This window comes from Paenibacillus endophyticus (genome assembly GCF_014192395.1).
Classification (GTDB): Bacteria; Bacillota; Bacilli; order Paenibacillales; family Paenibacillaceae; genus Pristimantibacillus; species Pristimantibacillus endophyticus.
In genome coordinates this window covers 1-17,631 of sequence record NZ_JACHXW010000004.1, presented here as the reverse complement: position 1 = coordinate 17,631, position 17,631 = coordinate 1, and the positions used below count along the sequence as shown (strand labels likewise).

At 50.6% G+C, this 17,631-nt stretch carries 13 protein-coding genes; all 13 read left to right on the top strand.

The annotated features are described in order from the left end of the window. Positions 1-244: 244 nt before the first annotated feature. The 13 genes from FHS16_RS07620 (at position 245) to FHS16_RS07560 (ending at position 17,495) form a co-directional block, all read left to right on the top strand. Entirely contained in the window at positions 245-1,510 is a 1,266-nt protein-coding gene (locus tag FHS16_RS07620) for a molybdopterin molybdotransferase MoeA (RefSeq protein ID WP_183560584.1), read from the top strand. 29 nt (positions 1,511-1,539) lie between these two features. Beyond that, positions 1,540-3,699 (top strand): nitrite reductase large subunit NirB, encoded by a 2,160-nt coding sequence (gene nirB / locus FHS16_RS07615; RefSeq protein ID WP_183560582.1) that lies wholly within the window; start codon positions 1,540-1,542, stop codon positions 3,697-3,699. After that, positions 3,674-5,824, top strand: a complete 2,151-nt coding sequence (nasC, locus tag FHS16_RS07610) for an assimilatory nitrate reductase catalytic subunit NasC (RefSeq protein ID WP_183560580.1) — start codon at positions 3,674-3,676, stop codon at positions 5,822-5,824. The genes nirB and nasC overlap by 26 nt, the downstream gene beginning before the upstream one ends. Before the next feature lie 147 nt (positions 5,825-5,971). Beyond that, the gene (locus tag FHS16_RS07605; protein ID WP_183560578.1) at positions 5,972-7,543 is read left to right on the top strand and encodes an ABC-F family ATP-binding cassette domain-containing protein; all 1,572 of its coding nucleotides are present in this window, start codon (positions 5,972-5,974) and stop codon (positions 7,541-7,543) included. 86 nt (positions 7,544-7,629) lie between these two features. After that, positions 7,630-8,520 (top strand): permease, encoded by an 891-nt coding sequence (locus tag FHS16_RS07600; RefSeq protein WP_183561344.1) that lies wholly within the window; start codon positions 7,630-7,632, stop codon positions 8,518-8,520. Further along, positions 8,517-9,425, top strand: a complete 909-nt coding sequence (locus FHS16_RS07595) for a TIGR03943 family putative permease subunit (protein WP_183560576.1) — start codon at positions 8,517-8,519, stop codon at positions 9,423-9,425. The genes FHS16_RS07600 and FHS16_RS07595 overlap by 4 nt, the downstream gene beginning before the upstream one ends. 189 nt (positions 9,426-9,614) lie before the next feature. Continuing rightward, entirely contained in the window at positions 9,615-10,754 is a 1,140-nt protein-coding gene (locus FHS16_RS07590; RefSeq protein ID WP_183560574.1) for an acyl-CoA dehydrogenase family protein, read from the top strand. 13 nt (positions 10,755-10,767) lie between these two features. Next, entirely contained in the window at positions 10,768-11,937 is a 1,170-nt protein-coding gene (mmgA, locus tag FHS16_RS07585) for an acetyl-CoA C-acetyltransferase (RefSeq protein WP_183560572.1), read from the top strand. 24 nt (positions 11,938-11,961) lie between these two features. After that, positions 11,962-12,813, top strand: coding sequence for a 3-hydroxybutyryl-CoA dehydrogenase (locus FHS16_RS07580; RefSeq protein WP_183560570.1), 852 nt, complete (start codon positions 11,962-11,964; stop codon positions 12,811-12,813). Positions 12,814-12,848: 35 nt separating this feature from the next. After that, the gene (locus FHS16_RS07575) at positions 12,849-13,991 is read left to right on the top strand and encodes an acyl-CoA dehydrogenase family protein (RefSeq protein ID WP_183561342.1); all 1,143 of its coding nucleotides are present in this window, start codon (positions 12,849-12,851) and stop codon (positions 13,989-13,991) included. A gap of 28 nt (positions 13,992-14,019) precedes the next feature. Further along, positions 14,020-14,919, top strand: a complete 900-nt coding sequence (prpB, locus tag FHS16_RS07570; protein WP_183560568.1) for a methylisocitrate lyase — start codon at positions 14,020-14,022, stop codon at positions 14,917-14,919. Then, entirely contained in the window at positions 14,909-16,030 is a 1,122-nt protein-coding gene (gene prpC / locus FHS16_RS07565; protein WP_183560566.1) for a bifunctional 2-methylcitrate synthase/citrate synthase, read from the top strand. The genes prpB and prpC overlap by 11 nt, the downstream gene beginning before the upstream one ends. A 22-nt stretch (positions 16,031-16,052) precedes the next feature. Continuing rightward, on the top strand, positions 16,053-17,495 hold the full coding sequence (locus FHS16_RS07560; protein WP_183560564.1) for a bifunctional 2-methylcitrate dehydratase/aconitate hydratase: 1,443 nt from the start codon (positions 16,053-16,055) through the stop codon (positions 17,493-17,495). Positions 17,496-17,631 lie beyond the last annotated feature (136 nt).

Sequence of the window (17,631 nt, the reverse complement as noted above, 5' to 3'; positions counted from 1 at the left end):
GAATTATAAGATCACGTAATGTGCATGTCAATATACCTTACACAATTATTTTTCGCGGCATCGCAAATTCGAGATTTGGTGTTATATATATTGACATATACTCAGTCATCAACTAATCTATATTCTATAGAACGAGTCATGCACAGTGGCGTGCGAGCTCAAACGGCAACGATGCCTTTTCCCCAAACGCGGGAAAGGGTTTTTTCTGTTCATTTTTAATAAACAACGGGCTGGGGGGGATTAAATGTCGGTCATTAGCGTGCAAAACCCGCTTACAGCTTCTGTTTCCATAGCCGTCATGAAGTTGACACGAGATAGAAAAGAACCGTCGTTCGAGAAGGTTCCATTAGAAGAAGCCTTATCAAGGGTGCTTGCATCCGACTTTGAAAGCCCGTTTCCGCTTCCCCCATTTCGCCGAGCGGCCATGGACGGCTATGCGATTTGCGCATCAGCCTCAACAGGCGCCAGCAAAGAGCGGCCGGTATTGCTGCAAGTAAGAGACGAGATTCGCGCAGGGTATGTTGAAACGGATTATGCGATGGATGACGGCATCATGAATGCTGTTCGAATATTCACGGGAGCACCGGTACCGCTAAGCTATGATTGCGTCGTTATGCAGGAAACAGTTGTTGAACGAAAAAGTATCATTGGCAAACCTTCCGTACAAATCGATCGCCCGTATCCGCGCGGCCAGCATATCGCCGAAAGAGGAGAGGACGTCCCTCAAGGAATGAAGGTACTATATCGCGGCGCAGCGATTAGAGCGAAGGAAATCGCCGTGCTAGCCTCTTTTGGACAAACGGAGGTAACGGTATATAAACAGCCTGTCATTGCTGTCATACCTGTGGGAGATGAATTGACTATTCCCGGCGATCAAAGAAGCACAGGACAAATATATGACGCGAACGGTTTTATGGTCTCGGCAAGGCTCCGCGAGCTCGGCGCCAAAGTCATCCGGCACAATCCGGTGCAGGATTGCCCGCAAACGTTGGAAGCTTATCTTGCTAATGCTCTGGAGCAAGCCGATATCGTAGTCACTACAGGCGGGGTGTCAGTTGGGGATTATGATTATGTAAAGTTTGTCGCAGAAAATCTTGGCGGCATTCCCTTATTCACCAAAGTAGTAATGAGACCAGGCACTCCGACATCAGCGTACCAATTCGGATCCAAGCTGCTGGTCTGCTTATCTGGCAATCCATCAGCTTGCTTCGCGGGACTTGAGCTTCTCCTTCGTCCCGTCGTATTGAAAGCGGCAGGCAGAAATGAATACCGATCCGTATGGTTAGATGGCCGGTTGATCGATGGCATCCAGAAGCCTTCGCCATACCCGAGATATGCGCGTGCATTCGTATATCGAGGGGAAAAAGAGTGGATGGTTGAACCGCTGCGCAACGACAAGTCGGGCAATGTTGCCGCGTTTGCGAGAGCGAATGCGCTCGTCATTATAGAGGCCGGCGGGGCAGGTACCGAAGCAGGTCAAGAAGTCCGATTTGTTTCTCTAACGATTTAGCAAAAACATGCGAGTGGATGTGAACATACATGAGTAGAGAAAAATTAGTCGTTATCGGAAACGGCATGGCGGGTATCAGATGCGTGGAGGAAATAATCAAGCTAGCTCCTCTCAAATATCAAATTACGGTGTTTGGCAATGAGCCGCATCCCAATTATAATCGAATATTGTTGTCTAAGGTTCTTCAAGGCGATTCATCTATAGAGAGCATTGTCATCAATGATTGGTCATGGTATGAGGAAAAGGGGATTCGCTTGTACACGAGCGAAACCGTCGCCCAAATCAATACAGATTCGCAATTTGTCAAAACCGTATCGGGCATCCGAACAGATTATGATCATCTCATTATAGCGACAGGTTCTTCCGCATTTATCCCGCCAATTGCCGGTATCCATAAACAAGGGGTTATCTCCTTCCGAAATATAAACGATTGCCAAACGATGATGGCATATGCCAAAAAGTATAAGAAAGCTGCTGTCATCGGCGGCGGATTGCTGGGTTTAGAGGCCGCGAGAGGCTTGCTTAACTTAGGAATGGAAACCGATGTCATTCATAATGCGCCTTATTTAATGAATAGGCAGCTTGACCGAATGTCGGCAGACTTATTGCGCAAGGAATTGGAAGATCAGGGCATGAGGTTCTGGCTGAGCAAAGAAACCGACAGCATTATCGGTTTAAATCGTGCCAAAGGCATTCGATTCACAAACGGGAACACGCTTGACGCTGATCTCATCGTCGTTTCTGTCGGGATTCGCCCGAATACTGAGCTTGCCAAAAAAAGCGGAATTGAAACGAACCGCGCCATTGTCGTGGATGACTATATGCGAACAAGTATGCGAAATGTATATGCAGTAGGTGAATGTGCAGAGCATCGCGGTGTTGCATATGGGCTGGTAGCGCCGCTATACGAACAAGGAAAGGTGCTCGCTAGTACATTATGCGGACAGTCAACGGAGCCATACCAAGGCTCGGTCCCCTATGCGCAGCTAAAAGTGTCAGGCGTTGAGGTTTTTTCCGCAGGAGACATCCAATCCGACCAAGCAGAGACCGCTGTCCAAATCTACGACGGAATAAGAGGCACTTATAAGAAGATTACAATGAAGGATGGAATCGTAAAAGGTGCCATATTGTTCGGCGATTCCTCAGAAGGCACGCAGCTATTGAATCTCGTTAAAAAGCAGGCATCGATCACCGAGCTGGCTTCGAAAGCGACTTCGGGCGGGAACAGCGCGAATGAAGAGCTCATCGCAAATATGCCCGATCGCGAAACGGTTTGTGCATGCAACGCGGTAAGCAAAGGAGCGATCATGTGTGCGGTTCTAGAGGAAGGCTTGCAAACGACCGACCAAGTGAAGGATTGTACAAAGGCATCGAGCTCCTGCGGCGGCTGTCGCCCAATGGTAGACGCAATTGTGCAGTATGCGCTCCAACATGGGAAAGCAGGCATGACCATACAAGCTGATCCTATTTGCAGCTGTACAGAGACCAGTCACGAGACGCTAAAAGCGGCTATCGCTGCCGATCCGGACTCCGCGCCTAACGAACATATGGCTATGCTGGGATGGAGCCGAACTTCCGGCTGCACCATTTGCAGAGCTGCCATTCAATATTATGCTTCGCTCCACAACCAAAAGGCGATGATGGACGGTAAGGCAGATGCATGGATCGGTCATGCCAATCGGCTGCATGTTAACACACATGATGAGCTTGGCATTCGTAGCAGCTCGACCTATGATGCACAATCAATGGGCAGCTTGCTCCAAGCTTCTTGCAGTGAATTGTCATACCCTGCTGTCGTAAGGACGGCCATAGCATCCGGCCTACATCAGCCAGCAGGCGTTTTGGTTCATGATCTTGGCATTACCGGAGCACCTGCCGGATGGGAAATCTATGCCGGCGGTCATTCCGAGCACCCGGTCAAGCAGGCACATCTGATCGGAATAGCCGACACTGACGGGCTTGCCCTATCCTTATCCGTTTCCCTGCTTCAGCTGTACCGCGAAAAAGCAGAGTACGGCGAATCGATGTGGAAGTGGATCGAGCGAGAAGGCCTTATGGAAATACGGGAGAGGGTGCTCGACCCCGAATACCGGGATGAGCTGGTAGAACGGGCTGAAGCATCATCCCTTAGGGTAAGAACAGACGAAAGGCAAGGTGAGGAATATGCGGCAACTGCTAGCAGCGACTGAGGTGAATGCAGGCTACACGATGGATACGCAGTGCCCATTTTGCAGCGTTCAATGCAAAATGCGCATTACGAAGGAACTGCCGATTCCGGGCTCACGGCGATTTGCTTATTCGATCGAAGGGATTCCGAATGCGGCTTCTGAGGGACGTTTATGCGTGAAAGGAATGAATGCGCACCAGCATGCAACGAGCAAGGAACGCCTTATGCAGCCGTTAATCAAAAAAAACGGTGAGCTCGTACCCTCCACTTGGGAGGAAGCGATGTCACTCATCGAGGAGCGCTTCCAAGAAGGCAGCAGGGCTTTCGGCCCTCATTCGCTGGGTGTTTATGGAGGCGGCTCGCTGACGAATGAATCCGCCTATCTGCTTGGCAAATTCGCCAGAGTGGCACTGGGTACCAAATATATCGATTACAACGGCAGATTCTGCATGTCTGCCGCTGCTTCGGCAGGCAACAAAACGTTTGGCATTGACCGGGGGCTTACGTGCAGGCTTGCCGATATTCCTCTAGCGCGCTGCATTATTATGGCCGGCACTAATATCGCGGAATGCCAGCCAACCTTAATGCCCTATTTCAACAAAGCGAAAGAGAACGGCGCCACCATAATCGTAATTGACCCGCGTGCTACTGCAACGGCCGCCATTGCGGATATGCATCTACAGCTGAAGACCGGAACCGACGCTGCCCTGGCTAACGGCATGCTGAAGGTGCTTCTGGAAGAAAATCTGATCGATGAAGCGTTTATTGCAGAGCGGACGAATGGATTTGCTGAGCTTGCAGCGCATTTGGCAGCAGTGGAGCTCAAAGACATTGCCGAGCTAACCGGGGTTGAGGAAAACTTGATCCGCAATGCCGCAAGAGCTTACGGCGCCGCGGAAACAGGCATCGTGCTTACGGCAAGAGGCGTTGAACAGCAGACCGATGGGCATGTCGCGGTCCGGAATTTTTTGAATATGGTGATAGCGACTGGTAAAATCGGAAAACCGGGCTGCGGCTATGGTGCTGTAACCGGACAAGGAAATGGGCAAGGCGGACGGGAGCATGGGCAGAAGAGCGACCAATTGCCCGGCTATCGCAATATTGAAGACGAGAACGACCGTGCTTATGTCGCCAGCGTATGGGACATCCATCCTGACGAGCTTCCGCGCAAAGGCGTATCAGCCTATGAGATGATGGAGCTCGTTCATCATCGCGAAATCCGGACGCTGCTTGTCATGGGTTCGAATCCGGTTGTATCCAATCCGAATGCAGATTTGGTAGAAGAAGCGCTTCGCAACTTGGATTTTCTTGTCGTTGCCGATATGTTTCTATCCGAGACTGCCGTCATGGCGGATGTCGTGTTGCCCGTCACTGCATATTTGGAAAATGACGGCACCTTGACCAATTTGGAAGGGCGGGTATTATTGCGGGAATCGACAATCGAGCCGCCAGGCGAAACGAAGCATGATTGGCAAATCTTATGCGATATCGCTGAACGGCTTGGGAAAAAGAAATATTTCCCCTTCGTGAATGCAGAGCAAATATTCAATGAGCTAAGGGTAGCAAGCAAAGGGGGATTAGCCGATTATTACGGGATTACTTACGATCGGTTAAGAACGTCAGGCGGTATTTATTGGCCTTGCACCTCAACGGAAGAGGATGGGAATCAAGGCATGATGTTCGAGCATGCGTTTGCCCACTCCGATGGTAAAGCTATATTTTTTCCTGTTGCCAGCCGGACCCCTCAAGAAACGCCGAACGAGGAATTCCCATTAACCATGACGAACGGCCGTGTACTGTCGCATTATTTAACCGGTGTCCAAACGCGAAGAAGCCATACATTGGCAGCCCGAAATGTTGAGAACTACATCGAAATTCATCCTAAAACGGCGAAAAGGCATCATATCATCGATGGTGAATGGGTCGAGGTTACATCGCGGAGAGGCAGCTTCAGCGTTCGCAGCCGGTTCTCTGACAAAATCAGGGAAGATACGCTATTCGTGCCCATGCACTGGGGCGGCATACAAAACGTAAATAAAGCAACGAGCCCCGAGCTCGACCCGAATTGCAAGATGCCTGGCTTCAAAACCTCGACGGTGTCGATAACGCCTTTGCGACTCAAGCCATTGGCACACCTTATGATTTGATGCCGTAATTGTGAGATTAAGGCATTCATTATCCCTAATGAGAGGACCGATACATGTCGCTGCAGCGATGTGGATCGGTCCTCTCGCGCGTCCCGGCTTGACATAGAGCCTGCTCGTGGTTTACAACCATATACAGAGGTGAAAGACATGAGCGTTATTCGGTTGGAGAATGTTACGAAAAAATACGAAGATACTCTTATATTCCGCGATATTTATTTTCGGATAAGCAAGGGAGAGCGAATTGGTCTCATTGGTAGAAACGGTGCAGGAAAGTCGACCGTGTTCAAGTTGATTCTAGGCAGGGAAGAGCCAACAAACGGCAAGGTTGAGGTCGACCCGAAAGTAAAGGTAAGCTACTTTTCCCAGTTCTCGGAGCTAAGCGGCAACAGATCGGTCCGTGAGGAGCTGGAGCTGTGTTATGAGCATATTTGGAAGATTGAGCGTGAACTAAGCGTAATCGGAGAAAAGCTAGGCTACGCAACCGACGACACGGAAATGGAAAAGCTGCTCAATCGGCAGGCTGAGCTGTTCGAGGAAATGGAGCATCATGACGGCTGGAATGCCGCGGTAGAAATCGATACGGTACTGACGAAGCTAGGGTTCGATGAGCATGCTCGACAGCAGCCCGTGGATCAACTCTCGGGCGGCTGGCGCAACCGCGCTGCGCTGGCGAAGCTGCTAATCGAGCTGCCGGATGTCGTATTGCTTGATGAGCCGACGAACTTTTTGGATTTGGACGGGCTGGCTTGGCTCGAGCAGTGGCTGAACCGATTCAGCGGGACGATGGTGCTCGTTTCACATGATAGGCAATTTATCGATAGAGTCGTTACGCGTACGATCGAGATTGAAAACTATCATTTTCAGGAATACGAAGGCAACTATACCGATTATATCCGCAAGAAGAAGCTGCGCAAGAAAGAGCTTGATCGGCAATTCGAATGGGAAGAAGAGCTTCTTCTTATGGAATCCGAGGAGCTCGATAACCGTTCCAAACGAAAATCGGGCAAAGATCGCCTGTCGCGCAAGCTTGCAGATATGAAGAAAAGGATCGAGCCTCATCCGGTGAATGTTCTTATTACGGATATTTATGAGAATTTACGGTTTCCAGACAATTTATGTTCGGTCGAAGCTATCCACAAGAGCTATGGGGACAGGCAGATCTTCCACAACGTTAGCTTTGATATACAGAAAGAGGACCGGATTGCGATCATTGGCCCAAACGGAAGCGGAAAGTCGACTTTAATCAAAGTGCTGACCGGGCAAGAAGAACCGGATGCCGGCGTCGTTCGATTCGGGAAAGGCGTAAGCTATGCGTATTTCAACCGGATGTGGGATGAGCTGGATCAGAAGGACACAGTCAGTCATGCCGTAAATGTATTTGGCCTAGGTCTCGATGCTCCTCGCAAGAAGGTTACTAAGTTTTTATCCATGCTGCAATTCTCGGAAGCCGATCTTCAGAAGGTAATCGGAAGCTTGTCTGGCGGTCAGCAGGCACGGGTTGCATTAGCCAAATGCCTTTTGTCAGGTGCGGAGATTATCATTCTGGATGAACCGACCAACCATCTTGATTTGACGAGCATACAAGTGATGGAGCAGGCGCTGATTCATTTTCCCGGCGCGGTCGTAACCGTAAGCCATGACCGATTCTTTATCGATAAAATCGCCACAAAGCTGCTAACGTACGAAGCCGGCGGCAGCATCGTTCAACAGAGCGTATAGCCTCACTGATTGCTGGCGCTCCTGTAATCCCGTTTCACATTATGTTCTGGAGATGAGCAGGGTTGACTTGGACTACCTTATACCAAATGAATACCATCTTTATCAGCATGGTGATGGAAGCGATCCCGTTTGTGCTGGTTGGCGTGCTCATTTCCGGATTGATCCAGACTTTCGTGAAGGATCAATGGATTGCTAGGATCATGCCCAAAAACCGATTTCTCGCAACGATATTCGGCTGCGGGATCGGGATTTTTTTCCCTTCCTGCGAATGCGGAATCGTACCGATCACGAAACGCTTGATCAACAAGGGCATGCCGCTGCATGCCGGCATCGCCTTTATGCTGACGGGTCCGATTATTAATCCGATTGTCTTGTTCTCGACGTATATCGCGTTCGGGAACGATTGGGAAATGGTCGGCATACGTGCAGGTTTAGCCATCGCTGTTGCTTTTTCGGTGTCGATCATCGTTTCCTTTCTGTTCAAGGATCTTCCGTTCCGCATACAGGACGGTCAAGCTGCGGCTGCACACGAGCATGCCAGCGGTATCGCATCGGTACGCATTCCGATGCGCAAGCGACTGTACGAAGTGATTGTACATGCCGTTGATGAATTTTTCTCGGTCGGCAAATATTTAGTTTTGGGTGCTTTTATCGCGGCTTGCATGCAGACGTTCGTTCCGACTTCGTATCTGCTTCATCTTGGAAGCAATCCGGTAACATCTTCTCTCGTCATGATCGCATTAGCGTTTCTCATTTCACTTTGTTCGGAAGCGGACGCATTCATTGCCGCATCGTTCAGAAGCACGTTCACGGTTGGCTCTCTATCAGCCTTTCTCGTATTCGGGCCGATGATTGATATTAAAAACACGCTCATGCTGCTTGGAACCTACCGCAGCAAGTTTGTCTTTACACTTATTGCGCTCGTTACGGTATTTACATTAGTAGGCTCATTGCTGGTCGGGAGGTTATTCGGATGATTCGATTCATCATTTTATTCGGATTTTCTTTCATGTTTTTTATGCTTCACTACACCGGAGACATTAATAAATTTATCAATATGAAATATGCTTATTTGTCGATAAGCGCTGTTGTCATCATGGGACTGCTTAGTATTTTTGAATTTGTGCGTGTATCCCGTGAGCAAATCGCAGCAGAGAAGAAGCTGGCAGCAGAGGACTCACCCCCTGACTGCTCCTGCCATGATCATGAGCAGCGTGAACATTCGCATTCCCATCATGGACATGATCATGCGCACGGCAACAATACGAGAACGAAACGGTTTGTCAGCTATTTCATTCTGTTTGTGCCCATTATGACGGGCCTGTTTCTTCCGGCTTACGCGCTGGACTCAAGTTTTGTGAAGGCAAAAGGCTTCTCGTTTCCTTCTTTTGAAGAAAACATTGCAAATAACCCAGGAGCTCATCAGTTTTTGAAGCCGGATTCCAGCGTTTTTTACCGCAAGGACGATTACGACAACGTAAAAAACAAACAATTGGCAGAGTACATCAACCGCCCTAGCGTTGCCTTAACGGATGCCGATTATTTAAAGGGCATGGAGGTCATCTACAATACGCCAGAAGCTTTCATGGGGAAAACAATTAGCTTCGACGGGTTCGCCTATAAAGGGCAGCAAGTGGACGGCAATCATTTTTTCGTCTTCCGCTTTGGCTTTATCCACTGCGTGGCGGATTCCGGCGTCTTTGGCATGTTAGTTGAATTTCCGAAAAATACCGAAATCAAGGACGATGATTGGGTCCGCGTATCAGGCAAGCTCACATGGGAATATTACCAGCCATTTAAACAAACGATTCCCGTGCTGAAGGTTAATGAATGGCGTGCAATCGATGCGCCAAAGGATCCTTACGTTTACCGAACGACTTAAACTTAAGAGGCTGCTCCGCATGTCATTCAAAATGACACGGAGCAGCCTCTTTTTGTTTAGAATCGGATGGCAATTACAAATGAATGCTAACTGGCATTATTATCGAAGTCGTGCACATATACTACAGCAAATGCGGATACCGTCGAACTTTGTCCACTTGCTTCCGTTCAAGCGTAAAGGGGGAGGGCGATGCAGTTTTCGTTAAGTACGGAACAGGACATGACGCGGGCGTTCGTTCGTGAGTTCGCAGAGTGCGAGGTTGCGCCGCATGCCTCGGACAGAGATGTGCATGAACGGTTCGATCGCAAGCTGTTTGAACAAATGGCTAGTCTGGGCTTGGCAGCTATCCCGATCAGTGAGCAATATGGAGGCGCAGGCGGAGATTGGTTGACGTTTGCCATTGTGATAGAAGAAGTGTCCCGAGTATGCGCATCCGCCGCTGCAGCGTTGGCAGCTCATACGTTATTTGCGGCTTGGCCGATTTATGCATTCGGCAATGAAGGCTTGAAGGAGTCTTACTTGAGCAGGCTTACCAGCGGACAGCTGCTCGGCGGCTGCGCTTTGCCCAGCGTGAAGCGGCATGGCGCGATAAACGATTACACCCTTGCGTACAGCGGCAGCAAGAACAGAAGGGAGCTTAACGGGCGCCATAGCACGGTTTTGCAGGCAGGCGTCGCAGACCTGTTGCTCGTTTTCGCTCAATCGCGCAGGCAGAAGCGCAAGGACGAATCGCTTGCCTTTATTGTCGAGCGGAATTCGCCTGGCTTATTCATTGGTGAAAACATTCATAAAATGGGGCTTCGATCGCTCATGTTTAATTCCATGCATCTTGCGCATTGCTCGGCAGCGGAAGCATGCTTGCTCAGCAAATCGGAAGAGATGTCCGAATTCCTCACCTCCCTCTCGCAGCTGGCGCATATTAGCGCTGCAGCGCAAGCGGTCGGCATGGCGCAAGGCGCTTACGAAGCTGCGGCAGCCTATGCCAAGCAGCGCAAACAATTCGGAATTCTCATTGGAAAGCATCAAGGCATTTCCTTCAAGCTCGCGAATATGTGGACGCGAATTGAAGCGGCCAGGCTGCTTGTCTATCAAGCCGCATGGCGGAGAGACGAAGGTCTTAGCTGCAGCAGGGAAGCGGCAATAGCACGGAAATATTCAGCGGACTGTGCGGTAGAAGCTGCCATTGAAGCCATTCAAATATTAGGAGGCTACGGCTACATGCAGGAGTTCCGCATGGAACGTTATTTGCGGGATGCGAAATGTTTGGCATCCAAGCTCGGGACCGGCGGTATGGACATCGATTGCTTCTCACATATCGTCATGGCATAAGGAGTGATACAGGATGGCCCATGCGGTTATCGTCGGCGGGAAACGAACGCCATTCGGAAAACTTGGCGGAACATTCAAAAATGTAGACGGTGTCCAGCTAGGCGCATCAGCTATCCGCGGTTCCATGCAGCAATGCAAATTGGCATCAGCCGAGATTGACGGCATCATAATGGGAATGGTGCTTCAAGCCGGGAATGGGCAAAATCCAGCGCGCCAAGCCGCGATTCGTGCGGGACTGGACTGGAGTATCCAAGCGGACACTATCAATAAGGTGTGTGCTTCAGGCATGCGGGCCATTACACTTGCTGAGCAGTTGATACGCGCGGGCGATGCGGAGGTGATGATTGCCGGAGGAATGGAGAGCATGAGCCAAACCCCGTTCGCTGCGCGTATAGCAAGATGGGGGAATAAGCTTGGGCATGCGGAGCTGACCGATTTAATGATACATGATGGACTTCTCTGCCCGTTTCATGACGTTCTGATGGCGGTTCATGGCAATCAAGCAGCTGCGGAATATGGCATAAGCAGAACCGAGCAGGACGAATGGGCTTTAAGGAGCCACGCCCGGGCGTGCTCGGCCATGGACGCTGGATTGTTAGCGGAGGAAATCGAAGCATTTGCCACGCTTGGGAGCGTTATGATCGACCAAGATGAATGTCCCCGCCGCGACACGAGTGCACGCAAGCTGGCCATGCTCCAATCTATTGCAGGCGCTTACGGAACGATTACGGCTGGCAATGCGCCAGGCGTGAATGACGGAGCAGCTTCTTTAGTATTGATGTCAGCGGAAGCGGCTGCACGGAAGGGCTGCAAACCGTTAGCGCGAATAGCGGCACATGCCTCGATCGGAACGAGGGCCCCCCATTTAGCGGCAGCGCCTGCACTCGCCATACAGAAGCTGCTGCACAAGCAGAGCCTCTCGCTGAAGGATATTGATTTGTTCGAAGTGAACGAGGCTTTCGCGGCGGTTCCGCTCATATGCGGAGATATTCTCGGATGGGATGACGGCAAGGTCAATGTTGCCGGCGGAGCCATCGCGCTTGGTCATCCCATCGGTGCAAGCGGGGCAAGAATTGTGCTCACCTTGATGCACCAGCTGCGTCGAAGAGGCGGCGGTCTCGGCATAGCAGCGATCTGCAGCGGAGGCGCGCAAGGTGACGCGATTCTCATCGAGGTTCGGTAATGAAGCGAAGGGAGGAGATCAAGTATGGGCATTCAGACAGCAGCGGTACTGGGTGCAGGCCAGATGGGAAGCGGCATCGCGCAGACGCTTGCTGGAAGCGGCATTGCTGTTTTGCTATATGATCTGAATCGGAATGCCGCAGCGCTTGGTCTAAAAAGGATTGGCGACTCGTTAAACCTGCTCATCGGCAAAGGAAAGATGGAAGATAAGCAGCGCAGCCTGCTTTTGTCCAGGATCACGATCTCCACAGAGCTTGCCGATGCGCAAGCTGCGGATCTTGTCATTGAAGCAGCACCCGAGCGAATGGCTATCAAAAAAGAACTACTCGCCGAGCTTGACCGTGTCTGCTCGCCTCATACCATATTGGCAACGAATACTTCTTCTCTCTCCATTACGGAGCTGGCGTCCGCAACCGGCAGACCATCACTCGTCATTGGCATGCACTTTATGAATCCGGTACCCGTGATGCCGCTCGTTGAAATTATCCGCGGATTGGAAACCTCCGATGCCACTTATGATCAAATTAGACAGCTCTCGCTCGCGATCGGCAAAACGCCGGTCGAAGTCAGAGATTTTCCCGGCTTTGTATCCAACCGTATTCTCATGCTCATGATTAATGAGGCCATATTTACGGTTTATGAAGGGGTAGCCACTCCTGAAGCGGTAGATGAAGTGATGAAGCTTGGCATGAAGCATCCAATGGGACCGATTGCGCTGGCCGATTTCATCGGATTGGATACATGCCTGGCGATTATGGAGACACTCCATCATGGATTTGGCGACTCCAAATATCGACCATGCCCCTTGCTTAGCCAACATGTAAAGGCAGGCTGGCTTGGCCGGAAAACAGGACGCGGCTTTTATATCTATCCATAGCATGACAAAAGCTGCATCGGAGAGGGTGCATGGCGATGGAGCTCCGTTTTACGCGGGAACAAGTAGACCTGCAGGATGCAGTCAGGCAGTTTGCAGAGCAAGAAATCGCACCGGTCGTACATGAGATGGAAGAAACCGATCAATTCCCGTCCTCGCTTTTAGCAAATATGGCGCAAGAAGGATTGATGGGCATTCCTATACCGAAAAAATGGAAAGGAGCCGGACTCGATTTTATTTCCTATATTATAGCTATCCATGAGATATCCAAAGTGAGCGCGGCTGTCGGCGTAATCCTATCCGTTCATACCTCAGTAGGAACCATGCCCATTTTAAAGTATGGGAACGACGAACAAATCGCAAAATTCGTGCCTTCACTAGCCGCTGGGGAAGCCTTGGGCGCATTCGCTTTGACGGAGCCGCAGGCTGGTTCGGATGCAGCCGCAATTCGTACCTCAGCCGATTTGGTCGGCGATCATTATATACTGAATGGTAGCAAGCTTTTTATAACGAATGCAGGTGTCGCCCAAACGTATGTGACCTTTGCAATAACGGACGCCGCGAAAGGCTCCTATGGAATCAGTGCATTTATCGTTGAGCAGGATACAACCGGCTTTGCAATCGGAAGGAAAGAGAGGAAGCTGGGGCTTCATGGCTCCAATACGTGCGAGATCATGTTTGATCAGGTCCAGCTTCCAGTTGCTCAGCGCCTTGGCACTGAAGGAAGTGGTTTTGAGATAGCACTGGGAGCGCTAGACGGCGGCAGAATCGGCATTGCGGCGCAGGCGCTCGGCATCGCGGAGGCGGCACTGCAACTTACAATTGATAGAATGAATCAAGGTTTCATGCCGTTTGGAAGAACCGCTCCGTTGCATCGCAATTACAAAGCTAAATGGGCTGAGCTATCCGTTCAAGTCGAAGCTGCAAGAATGCTCGTATACCGCGCTGCATATTTGCGACAACAAGGACTTCCCTGCACGAAGGAGGCTTCCGCTGCCAAAATGTATGCAGCCGATACCGCAGTCAGGGTTACAAATGAGTCGATGGCTATCTTGGATATGGACGGCTGCTTGAGTGGCTCTGGAATTGAACGAATGTTTCGTGATGCTAAAGCTACGCAAATATATGAAGGGACAAATGAAATCCATAGAATCGTTATTAGCGGCCAATTGTTGAAATAATGTTTCTACGATGAAAGGCGGTGGTGAAATGTCTGCTGCTCCAGGCCAGCGGCTGCGGGAAGCCATTCAGGCTGAAGTGCCGCTTCAGGTTGCAGGTGCTATACATGCCTATTCCGCGATAATGGCTGAACGAGTGGGCTTCCGATCATTGTATTTGTCTGGCGCAGGCGTAGCCAACGCTTCATTCGGGCTTCCGGACCTTGGTATGACGACACTGTCGGATTGTTTGGAGGAAACGAGGCGCATAACAAGCGTGACGGAGCTACCTTTGCTCGTAGATGTCGATACGGGGTTTGGCGGAGCTTTCCAAATCGCAAGAATGATGAAGGAAATGAATCGAGCCGGCGCAGCTGGCATTCATATTGAAGATCAAATATCAGACAAACGATGCGGTCACCGCCCAGGCAAAACGATCGTAAAGCAGGAGGAGATGGTCGACCGCATCAAAGCCGCAGCGGATGCCAGAATGGATTCGTCATTTGTCATAATGGCGAGGACCGATGCAATTGCCGTAGAAGGCTTGCAAGCTGCGATTGAACGCGCCTGTGCTTGCGTGGAGGCCGGAGCGGACATGATCTTCCCAGAGGCCGTCACTTCGCTTGATGATTACCGAGCTTTTGCGAATGCGGTTCAAGTTCCCATCCTTGCCAACATGACAGAGTTCGGACAGACGCCTTTATTCACGGTAGAGGAGCTTGGCAAAGCCGGTGTTGGCTTGGCGCTTTATCCGCTGTCCGCATTTCGAGCGATGAACGCAGCGGCACTGAATGTATATCAGGCAATAAGAAGCGAAGGGACCCAAAGGAACGTAATGGACCGCATGCAGACAAGAGCCGATCTATACGATTACCTCAACTACTACGACTTCGAAAAAAAGCTGGATCAGCTGTACGGCTTCAATAAGGGGGGAAGCAGCGATGACGGTTAAAAAAAGTGGCGGGCTCGCCGATGTGGTTGCCGGGCAAACCTCCATTTCGACGGTTGGTAAAGCAGGGATGGGGCTTACTTATCGGGGCTATTCGATCGAAGATCTCGCTGCAAACGCCGTGTTTGAAGAAACGGCATATTTGCTCAACTACGGAAAGCTTCCAACTCTGCCGGAATTGCAGGCATACAAGATCAAACTCCGCAAGCTGCGTAAGCTTCCGGCAGGGCTGCTTCATATTCTGGAGCAGCTGCCCGCTGCCGCACATCCGATGGATGTGCTGCGCACAGGCGTCTCGGCGCTTGGCACGTTTGAGCCTGAGAGTTCCGCAACTGATCACCATGCCGTGACCGATCGGCTGCTTGCCTGCTCTGCTTCCATGCTCTTGTACTGGCATCATTACCACTCCCAGGGCATCCGTGTTGATACCGAGTCGGACTGTGACAGCATCGCCGAACATTTCCTTCAGCTGCTCCATGGCCATTCTCCAAGCAAGCTGCACGAAAAGGCACTTGATGTATCGTTGACTCTTTATGCTGAACATGAGTTCAATGCCTCAACCTTTGCCGCAAGAGTGACGGCTTCGACTTTGTCTGATGCTTATTCTTCAGTTACCACCGGTATCGGCACCTTACGAGGCAATCTACATGGAGGCGCCAATGAGGCTGCCATGGCGCTGATTGAAGCTTTCCCGAATCCTGCCAAAGCCGAAGCCGCCGTTAGGCACATGCTGCAAGAGAAGAAATTAATAATGGGCTTCGGTCATCGTGTCTATGCAGTCCGTGATCCCAGGTCGGATATTATTAAGCGCTGGTCCAAAAAGCTATCCGATGATGCACAGGACTGGGTTTTATATGATGTGTCTGAGCGAATCGAGCAAATTATGCGCAAGGAGAAGCAGCTATTCCCCAATTTGGATTTCTACAGCGCATCCGCTTATCGCTTATTGGGCATTCCAACCTCTCTGTTTACGCCTATATTTGTCATTTCACGCATTAGCGGCTGGATGGCTCATCTAGTAGAACAGCGCAGCCATAACCGACTTATTCGCCCGAATGCCGATTATATAGGTCCGGAGACAGCTAGTTGGCTGCCTATTGATCATCGATCGTGAAGAAAGGGAGGCTGATGCACCGATGTCGTCGCCGGTCTTCAACGCTAAGCCTGAGCCGGATCAGCTGTTAGTGGATATTGCCTCATATGCTTCTGCGTACAAGATTGAGAGTGATGCAGCTTACGAGACGGCACGCTACTGCCTCATGGATACGTTAGGCTGCGGCCTGCTTGCCCTGCGGTATCCGGAATGCACAAAGCTGCTCGGACCTGTCGTTCCCGGTACGGTCGTACCGCACGGTGCCCGCGTTCCGGGTACATCGTATATGCTCGATCCCATAACCGCGGCTTTCAATATCGGTTGTATCAACCGCTGGCTGGACTACAATGATACTTGGCTTGCCGCGGAATGGGGGCATCCTTCGGATAATCTTGGAGGCATTCTAGCCGCTGCGGACTATTTAAGCAGAAGAAACCTGTCGGAAGGCAAATTACCGTTAACGATGCGCGATGTATTGACGGCTATGATCAAAGCACACGAGATTCAAGGCGTGCTTGCGCTCAATCACAGCTTCAACCGCGTTGGCTTAGACCATGTTATTCTCGTAAAGATCGCCTCAACCGCCGTCGTCACTGCTATGCTTGGCGGGACGCAATCGGAAATTATCAATGCCGTCTCGCATGCATGGCTTGATGGGCATTCCCTTCGAGCTTATCGGCATTCACCCAATACGGGAACGCGCAAGTCCTGGGCTGCCGGCGATGCAACGAGCCGTGCTGTCAGGCTTGCATTACTCGCTCTAAACGGTGAAATGGGCTATCCTTCCGTGTTGTCCACGCCTGAGTGGGGGTTCAGTGACGTGCTGTTCAAAGGAAAGAAGCTGCAGCAGGCACGGAAATTCGAAAGCTATGTGATGGAAAATATTTTGTTTAAACTATCATTCCCTGCTGAATTCCATGGGCAAACAGCTGTTGAAGCGGCAATCGCTCTGCATCCGGAAGCCGCTCTTCGGTTTCATGAGCTGGATCACATCATGCTGACGACGCATGAGTCCGCATTGCGGATCATCGATAAGCAAGGACCGCTCCACAATCCAGCTGATCGTGATCATTGCTTGCAATACATGGTTGCAATCGGTCTGCTTTATGGAGGCTTGACCGCGGACCATTATGAAGACCTTGCAGCTGCAGATCCACGAATTGATCAGCTTCGCCTAAAAATGATTGCAAAAGAGGATCCATCGTTCTCCGCTGATTATTTGGATGAGAATAAACGTTCAATTGCCAATGCCGTTCAGCTGTTTTACCTTGACGGCACCTCATCAGAGCGTATAGAAATCGCCTATCCTGTCGGCCATAGTAGAAGAAGGAGCGAAGGCATCCCATTGCTTTGGCACAAATTCGAAGCCAACCTAAGAAGCCGTTTCCCTGTCAAACAGACTCAACTGATTATGGAGCTATGCCAGAATCAAGCTGGGCTCGAGGAAACCTCGGTCCCGCAGTTTATGGATATGTTCTTCATTTAATCAACAGCCTGCGATAGCCGCAGGTTTTTCTTTTTTCTTAAGACGGATTGTAAAATGAAGTGCGACACCTAAAAAAACAAAAGGCCCATGAAGGCTTCGTGTAAAATGGAAGTTACCACACCACCATTTTGTACAG

What these genes read in the sequence shown, in the direction of transcription:
- nasC (WP_183560580.1), top strand. Translation starts at nt 3,674, where the DNA reads ATGCGGCAACTGCTAGCAGCGACTGAGGTGAATGCAGGCTACACGATG.
- prpC (WP_183560566.1), top strand. Translation starts at nt 14,909, where the DNA reads ATGACGGTTAAAAAAAGTGGCGGGCTCGCCGATGTGGTTGCCGGGCAA.
- prpB (WP_183560568.1), top strand. Translation starts at nt 14,020, where the DNA reads ATGTCTGCTGCTCCAGGCCAGCGGCTGCGGGAAGCCATTCAGGCTGAA.
- FHS16_RS07580 (WP_183560570.1), top strand. Translation starts at nt 11,962, where the DNA reads ATGGGCATTCAGACAGCAGCGGTACTGGGTGCAGGCCAGATGGGAAGC.
- nirB (WP_183560582.1), top strand. Translation starts at nt 1,540, where the DNA reads ATGAGTAGAGAAAAATTAGTCGTTATCGGAAACGGCATGGCGGGTATC.
- FHS16_RS07605 (WP_183560578.1), top strand. Translation starts at nt 5,972, where the DNA reads ATGAGCGTTATTCGGTTGGAGAATGTTACGAAAAAATACGAAGATACT.
- FHS16_RS07560 (WP_183560564.1), top strand. Translation starts at nt 16,053, where the DNA reads ATGTCGTCGCCGGTCTTCAACGCTAAGCCTGAGCCGGATCAGCTGTTA.
- FHS16_RS07620 (WP_183560584.1), top strand. Translation starts at nt 245, where the DNA reads ATGTCGGTCATTAGCGTGCAAAACCCGCTTACAGCTTCTGTTTCCATA.
- FHS16_RS07600 (WP_183561344.1), top strand. Translation starts at nt 7,630, where the DNA reads ATGAATACCATCTTTATCAGCATGGTGATGGAAGCGATCCCGTTTGTG.
- mmgA (WP_183560572.1), top strand. Translation starts at nt 10,768, where the DNA reads ATGGCCCATGCGGTTATCGTCGGCGGGAAACGAACGCCATTCGGAAAA.
- FHS16_RS07590 (WP_183560574.1), top strand. Translation starts at nt 9,615, where the DNA reads ATGCAGTTTTCGTTAAGTACGGAACAGGACATGACGCGGGCGTTCGTT.
- FHS16_RS07575 (WP_183561342.1), top strand. Translation starts at nt 12,849, where the DNA reads ATGGAGCTCCGTTTTACGCGGGAACAAGTAGACCTGCAGGATGCAGTC.
- FHS16_RS07595 (WP_183560576.1), top strand. Translation starts at nt 8,517, where the DNA reads ATGATTCGATTCATCATTTTATTCGGATTTTCTTTCATGTTTTTTATG.